The organism is Archangium sp. (assembly GCF_036388035.1).
Lineage (GTDB): Bacteria > Myxococcota > Myxococcia > Myxococcales > Myxococcaceae > Archangium.
The window spans coordinates 1-6,088 of the sequence record NZ_DASVSO010000423.1 but is presented as its reverse complement, the minus strand read 5'-3'; the positions used below and the strand labels follow the sequence as shown (position 1 = coordinate 6,088).

The window sequence follows — 6,088 nt, the reverse complement described above, 5'->3', positions numbered from 1 at the left end:
CTGCAGTGGCTGCAGGAGAAGCCGCGCGGCAAGCGGGAGATCCTCGCGGCCTTCCTGTCCGCGGGCCGGGGCCTGGCCGCCGCGCACGCCGCGGGGCTCGTGCACCGCGACTTCAAGCCCACCAACGTGCTGGTGGGCAAGGACGGCCGCGTCCGGGTGACGGACTTCGGCCTGGCGCGCACCCATGACGCGCCCCCGGAGCCCCTGGCCGAGGACACCCCGCCGGCCCCGAGCACCAGCCCCGTCAAGTCGCACAGCCTGCTGGAGCTGGAGCTGACGCAGAAGGGCGCGGTGCTGGGCACGCCGGCCTACATGGCGCCCGAGCAGTTCCGCGGCGTCACCGCGGACGCACGCAGCGACCAGTTCTCCTTCGCCGTGTCGCTGTGGGAGGCCCTCTACGGCGAGCGCCCCTTCGAGGGCCGCTCCTCCAGCGAGCGCAAGGAGAAGGTGCTGGCGGGCCTCATCAATCCCCCGCCGTCCCACTCCCGCGTTCCGCCGTGGATCCACCGCGCCCTGCTGCGCGCCCTCAGCACCGCGCCGGAGGCCCGCTACCCCTCGCTGGACGCGCTGCTAGCCACCCTGGAGAGGGACCCCGCCCAGGTGCGCCGCCGCTGGCTGGCCGTCGCGGCGCTGCTGCTCCTCGTCACCGGCTCGGGCGTGCTGGCCTGGAGCACCTGGCACCAGCGCAAGGCGAGCCTGTGCACCGGCGTCCAGGCGAAGCTGGTGGGCATCTGGGACGCGCCGCGCCAGGCCGCCGTCGAGAAGGCCTTCCTCGGCACCCAGCAGAGCTATGCCGGGGACACCTGGACGCGCGTGCGCGACGCCCTGAACACGTACACCGCGGCGTGGACGGGCATGCACCAGGACACCTGCGAGGCCACGCGGATCCGCGGAGAGCAGTCCGAGGCCGTCATGTCCCTGCGCATGGCGTGCCTGGAGGGCCGCCGGCAGGAGCTGGCCGCGCTCACCGAGGTCTTCACCGAGGCGAACGCCACCGTGGTGGAGAAGGCCATCTCCGCCGCCAGCGCCCTGCGCCCCCTGCGCGGCTGCGCGGACGTGGAGGCCCTGCTGGCCGAGGTGAAGCCGCCCGAGGACACCGCCACCCGCCAGGCCGTGGAGGCCGCGCGCGCCCAGCTCGCCCGCGTCAAGGCCCACACCGAGTCCGGCAAGTACAAGGAGGCGCTGGAGCTGGCGACGGCGGTGGCGCAGAAGACGGCGACGCTCGGCTACGGGCCCGTCCACGCCGAGGCCCTCTTCATGCGCGCCTGGACGCAGATCATCTCCGGGGAGAGCCAGGGCGTCACCCCGCTGCTCACCGAGGCGCTGTGGCTCGCGCATGCCTCGCGGCACGACACCATCGCCACGGCGGCCAGCGTGCGGCTGATGGGCTACTACAGCTACCGCGGGCCCAAGGAGGAGGAGGACCGCTGGGAGCACTTCGCGCGGGCCTCGCTCGACCGGCTCGGGGAGAATGGCGAGCTGCGGGCCATCTACCACAACAACCGGGGCATCTCGCTCTACAACCAAGGCAACTTCGCCGAGGCCTACGAGGCCTTCGACAAGGCCTTCGCCCTGGCGGAGCAGCACCTGGGCCCCGCCAACGCGACGACGCTGCGCTACGCCACCAACTCCCTGGCCGCGCTGGGCAACCTGGACCGCATCGAGGACTCGATCAGAGCCTTCGAGGCGCTCGTCCGCATGGGGGAGACGAACCTCGGCCCCACCCACCCCTTCCTCACCCACCCCCTGTCGAACCTGTCGAACAGGTACCTCATGCAGGGGCGGCTCGCCGACGCGCGCCGCGTGCTCGACCGGATGAAGGAGATCGGCCAGCAGGCCTACCGACCCGGCTCGGAGGAGTGGGCGCACTTCCACCTGGCCTACGGAGACCTCGAGAGCGAGGAGGGCCGGGACGCCGAGTCCCTCCAGCACTACGAGGAGTCCGCGCGCCTGTTCCAGGAGCGCACCGGCGCGGAGAGCACGGACACGCTGCAGGCGCTCGTGCGGGTGGCCGATGCGCAGATGTCCCTGGAGCGGCTGACCCAGTCGCAGCAGACCTTCCAGCGGGTGCTGGAGCTGGTGAAGAAGGACCCGCGGCAGCACGAGCACGTCTACACCCAGGCGATGCTCGGGCTGGCGACGCTCCACTCGGTGCGCGGCCAGTACGACAAGGCGCTCCGGTTGCGTCAGCAGGCCCTGGAGCTGCGCGAGAAGTACCTGGGCTCCGAGCACTACAACACGTCCCTCGTCCGCCAGGACATCGCCAGCACCTATATCGAGCTGGGACAGCCCGCCCGCGCGCTCGTGCACCTCGAGCAGGTGCTGGCCCGCTTCCAGAAGACGGACCTGGAGACGCCCGCCGGGGCCCTGGTGCTGGCCGGCAAGGGCTACGCGCTGTGGAAGCTGGGCAGGGTCTCCGAGGCCATCCCCCTGTTGGAGCACGCGCTCCAGGTCGTCGAGAACCGGCCGGGACGCGCCGAGTACGTGGCCATCGTCCAGTCCATCCTGGCCCGCGCCCTCATGGACGCCGGTCAGCCGGAGCGCGCCCTGCCGCTCGCCCTGGAGGCGCGCACCACCTACTCCCGCGCGCCCGTTCTCCATGCCATCGAGCTGGCCCAGCTCGACGCCCTGCTGAAGCACCGGACCTCGGCAACCCCCGCGGCCCCACCGGTACCGACGGCGCTATCCGCCCCTCCCTGAAGGTTCGCTCGCGCGGGCGAGCGCGCGGAGGATGACCGGCGTGAGCTCCGTCGTACCGAGCGCGTCCAGCGCGAGCTCCCAACGGCCCTCGGCGCACAGGCCGCTCAAGCCCGCGTCCTCATGGGCCTGCCGGGCCGCCGACACCAGCGCCTCGCGCACGGCCTCGGCGACCGCGCGGCCGACTTCGTCGCAGCGTTGGCACTCCAGCTCGACGCCGAGCCGGCTGCGCCGTCCCTCTTCGGTGAGGATCCACGGGCGCTCCATCCACGGCGGGGTATGGCGCATGTGCTGCCGGTGGCCGCACGCGAGGTCGGCGACCCAGTGGCTCTCACTGTCGAGGTGGAATCCCGTGATGGGCTGCTTCATCGGCGCCGGCTCCTCTGGAGAGCACCCAGGCAACGGGGCACCTCCGTCTTGTGCGTCTCGGAACACATGCCCAGCTTTCCAGGGTCATGAAGAAACTGAGCACGCTCCCCGCCTGGATGCTGTACCTGCTCGCACCGATGATGGCGCTCGCGCAGACCGCGCCTCCCTCCGACAGCCAACGACAGGACCACTATGTCCTGAGCAGCCCCGCGCTCTGGTACTGGGTGGCGGTGCTCATGGTGGCGGCGGCGGCCTTCGCGGTCTTCTCCTTCCAGCTGTCGAAGCGCAGGCAGCCCCCGCACCGTCCGAGTACCCCCTGACTCAGGGCGAGTCCTCTAGACGGAGGGGCCGCTCGCCGCGCGCAGGGCATCGATGAGCTCGTCAGCCGACACCGGATGGCCCTGCCCTTCCGGCGTGAAGAAGATGCCCACCGGCATCCCCTCCTCGGCGAGCTGCGGCAGCACGTTGTTCATCAGTTCCTGCAGCTTGATGGGGCGGGGCTGGAAGCCGGACCACAGCCGCGTGGCGCAGAGGGCGGCGAACTCGGGCGCGGGCCAGAGGGGCAGCACGTCCCGCCCGTCGTCGTCGAGCGCGAGCGCCCAGCCCTCGCCATCGAGTCCCCACACCTCGCCGGACTCCACCACGCGCTGGAGGAAGTACGAATAGCGGCGGGCCGCGGGTAACCGCAGCACGGCCTGCATGCGCTCCTGGCTCTGCTCACGTTCCATTCGTCCTCCCCATCCTCGAAGGATTCATCACCGGTCCGACATGGGCCTCGCCACGGGCAACCTCCCCGACGAGCGAGGTCACCTCCTCGGCACAACCCCAGGAGAGCGTCACGCCCGCGCCCCCGTGTCCATAGTTGTGGATGACACACCGCTCCCCCACCCGCTCCACCTCGAGGCGCACCGAGGGCCGTCCGGGCCTCAGTCCCACCAGGTGTTGCAGCACGTGGATGCGGGTGCCCTCGGGGAGCAGCCGCGCCGCGCGCGCGAGGATGGCCTCGGCCCGCGCCGGGTCGGGCTCCAGCGAGGCGTTCCCCTCCTCCGCCGTGCCGCCGAGGATGCAGTCGTGGGTGCGGGGAATGATGTACGTCATGCCGCGCGCCTCGTCCTCGTCGAGGAGGAAGCGCTCCACCGGGAGCGGCGCCACGCGGAGCACCTCGCCGCGGATGGGAAAGAGCGTCTCGTCCCCCAGCAGGGAGCGCGAGCCCAGGCCGGTGCAGTTGACCACCAGCGAAGCCGCCGCCCAGGCCTCGTCCAGCGAACGCACCTCGCGCGGATGGATGGAGCCCCCGAGCTGGCGGAAGCGCGCCAGCAGGTAGGGGAGGTAGCGCGGCATGTCGATGACGGGGGCCGTGAAGACGAAGCCATCCACGTAGCCGGGGAGCAGCTCCGCGGGAGTGGCGCGGCGGAAGTCGGGCACGCACGAGCGCCACCACGGGTCGGGAGCATGCTCGCGCAACAGCTCGAGCCCCAGGACGTTGCGCACGCCGGTGTCAGGGCGGGTGGCGAGCGCGCACAGCTCGTCGAAGGTGCGACCGGCCCAGGCGGTGACGCGCTCCTGCGGGAATGCGCGGTAGGGGTACCAGACGGCCGCCGCGACATCGGATGTGGTGTGGGGGGGCTGCTCGCGCGCCCAGAGTTCCACCGTGTGACCGGCTTCAAGCAGCCGAACACCACAGGACAGGCCGGAGACTCCACAACCGAGGATGACGACGTGCATGGGGAACAGGGGGCAATTCCCAGTTCTAGCGCGGATGAGGTCGGAAGCGTGAATGCCCCCCTCCCTCCATGAACGCGAGGGGTGGGGGTATCTTCTCCGGCGATGCCTCCCCTCATCGGTCTGCTGACGGATTTCGGCCTGACGGACACCTACGTGGGCCAGCTGAAGGCGGCGCTCCTGCGGGTCGCTCCGACGGCGGTCCTGGTGGACCTCACGCATGCGGTGCCCGCCCAGGACGTGAGGGGCGGTGCGTTCCTCTTGTGGAGCGCGGTGGAGGCCTTCCCCGAGGGCTCCTTGCAGCTCGCGGTGGTGGATCCCGGCGTGGGCTCGACGCGACGCGCCGTGGCGGCACGGACGCGGCGGGGAGACGTGCTGGTGGGTCCGGACAACGGACTGCTGGTGCCGGCCATCGAGCAGCTCGGAGGGCTGGCCATGGCGGTCGAGCTGACCGAGCCCGCGTATTGGGGCCCGCGCACGTCGCGGACGTTCCACGGGAGGGACCTGTTCGCGCCGGTGGTGGGGCACCTGGCGACGGGCGTTGCGTTGGAGAAGCTCGGCTCGACGCTGCACCACCTGGAGTCGCCCTTCTCCTTCCCACCGCCCATGGAGGAGGACGGCTTCCCGGTAGGCGAGGTCCTCCACGTGGACACCTACGGCAACCTCATCACCAACCTCCCCGGGGCGGTGCTGCCGGCGCGCTTCCGGGTGCACCTCGGGACCACGGTCATCGAGGGCGCGCCCCACGCGCACTACCAGGTCGTCACTTCCGGTGAACCGCTCTCCCTCGTGGGCAGCGCGGGGCTGCTGGAGGTGTCCGTGCGGGACGGCAGCGCGGCCGAGGTGCTCGGCGTGGGCCGGGGCGCGCGCGTGCGCATCGAGCCGGCCTGACTCCGTCTTCCCTTCCCGTCGAGCGGCTCCGTGCCCAGCTTGTCCACGGAGGAGCCATGCGCATGGGGATGGAGCAGCCAAGACGGAAGGCACCCGGCTGGGCGAAGGCCCACATCTACACGGTGGGCCACTCCACCCGCTCGGCGGAGGAGCTGGTGGAGCTGCTGCACGCGCACGGCATCCAGACGCTCGTGGACATCCGCACGGTGCCCCGCTCGCGCACCAATCCCCAGTTCAACCAGGACACCTTGCCGAAGACGCTCGCGAAGGAGGACCTCCGGTACGTCCACCTGCCACGGCTCGGGGGCTTGCGGCGCACGAGCAAGGACTCACCCAACGGCGCGTGGCGCAACCGCAGCTTCCGAGGCTACGCGGACTACATGCGGACCGACGAGTTCGCCCAGGGGCT

The 6,088-nt window shown here is 71.5% G+C and carries 7 protein-coding genes; 4 read left to right on the top strand and 3 right to left on the bottom strand.

The genetic code is table 11. The features are described 5' to 3' along the window. The coding region (locus tag VF697_RS17020; protein WP_331096257.1) for a serine/threonine-protein kinase at positions 1 to 2,700 on the top strand (2,700 nt) is incomplete at its 5' end. On the opposite strand, the gene VF697_RS17015 is transcribed toward VF697_RS17020, so the two are convergent. After that, positions 2,683 to 3,066: a DUF3565 domain-containing protein gene (locus tag VF697_RS17015; protein WP_331096255.1), complete on the bottom strand. Its 384-nt coding sequence runs from the start codon at positions 3,064 to 3,066 to the stop codon at positions 2,683 to 2,685. The two genes, VF697_RS17020 and VF697_RS17015, sit on opposite strands and share 18 nt — an antisense overlap. Before the next feature lie 86 nt (positions 3,067 to 3,152). Here VF697_RS17015 and VF697_RS17010 point away from each other — a divergent pair, with 86 nt between their 5' ends. Further along, positions 3,153 to 3,386: a hypothetical protein gene (locus VF697_RS17010; protein WP_331096254.1), complete on the top strand. Its 234-nt coding sequence runs from the start codon at positions 3,153 to 3,155 to the stop codon at positions 3,384 to 3,386. Between the two features lie 15 nt (positions 3,387 to 3,401). Here the strand turns inward: VF697_RS17010 and VF697_RS17005 are convergent, their stop codons facing one another. Further along, positions 3,402 to 3,794, bottom strand: a complete 393-nt coding sequence (locus VF697_RS17005) for a DUF2750 domain-containing protein (protein WP_331096251.1) — start codon at positions 3,792 to 3,794, stop codon at positions 3,402 to 3,404. Beyond that, positions 3,784 to 4,791 (bottom strand): FAD-dependent oxidoreductase, encoded by a 1,008-nt coding sequence (locus VF697_RS17000; protein WP_331096249.1) that lies wholly within the window; start codon positions 4,789 to 4,791, stop codon positions 3,784 to 3,786. Before VF697_RS17000 ends, VF697_RS17005 begins: the two co-directional genes overlap by 11 nt. Positions 4,792 to 4,893: 102 nt before the next feature. Between VF697_RS17000 and VF697_RS16995 the strand changes: the two genes are divergently transcribed. Both VF697_RS16995 and VF697_RS16990 read left to right on the top strand, forming a co-directional pair. Then, positions 4,894 to 5,679, top strand: a complete 786-nt coding sequence (locus VF697_RS16995; protein WP_331096247.1) for an SAM-dependent chlorinase/fluorinase — start codon at positions 4,894 to 4,896, stop codon at positions 5,677 to 5,679. Between the two features lie 56 nt (positions 5,680 to 5,735). Next, positions 5,736 to 6,088: DUF488 domain-containing protein (locus tag VF697_RS16990; RefSeq protein WP_331096245.1), on the top strand; the 353-nt coding region annotated here is incomplete at its 3' end.

Excerpts from the sequence above, each read along its gene's own strand:
- VF697_RS17000 (WP_331096249.1), bottom strand. The coding sequence starts at position 4,791 with ATGCACGTCGTCATCCTCGGTTGTGGAGTCTCCGGCCTGTCCTGTGGT.
- VF697_RS17015 (WP_331096255.1), bottom strand. The coding sequence starts at position 3,066 with ATGAAGCAGCCCATCACGGGATTCCACCTCGACAGTGAGAGCCACTGG.
- VF697_RS16995 (WP_331096247.1), top strand. The coding sequence starts at position 4,894 with ATGCCTCCCCTCATCGGTCTGCTGACGGATTTCGGCCTGACGGACACC.
- VF697_RS17005 (WP_331096251.1), bottom strand. The coding sequence starts at position 3,794 with ATGGAACGTGAGCAGAGCCAGGAGCGCATGCAGGCCGTGCTGCGGTTA.
- VF697_RS17010 (WP_331096254.1), top strand. The coding sequence starts at position 3,153 with ATGAAGAAACTGAGCACGCTCCCCGCCTGGATGCTGTACCTGCTCGCA.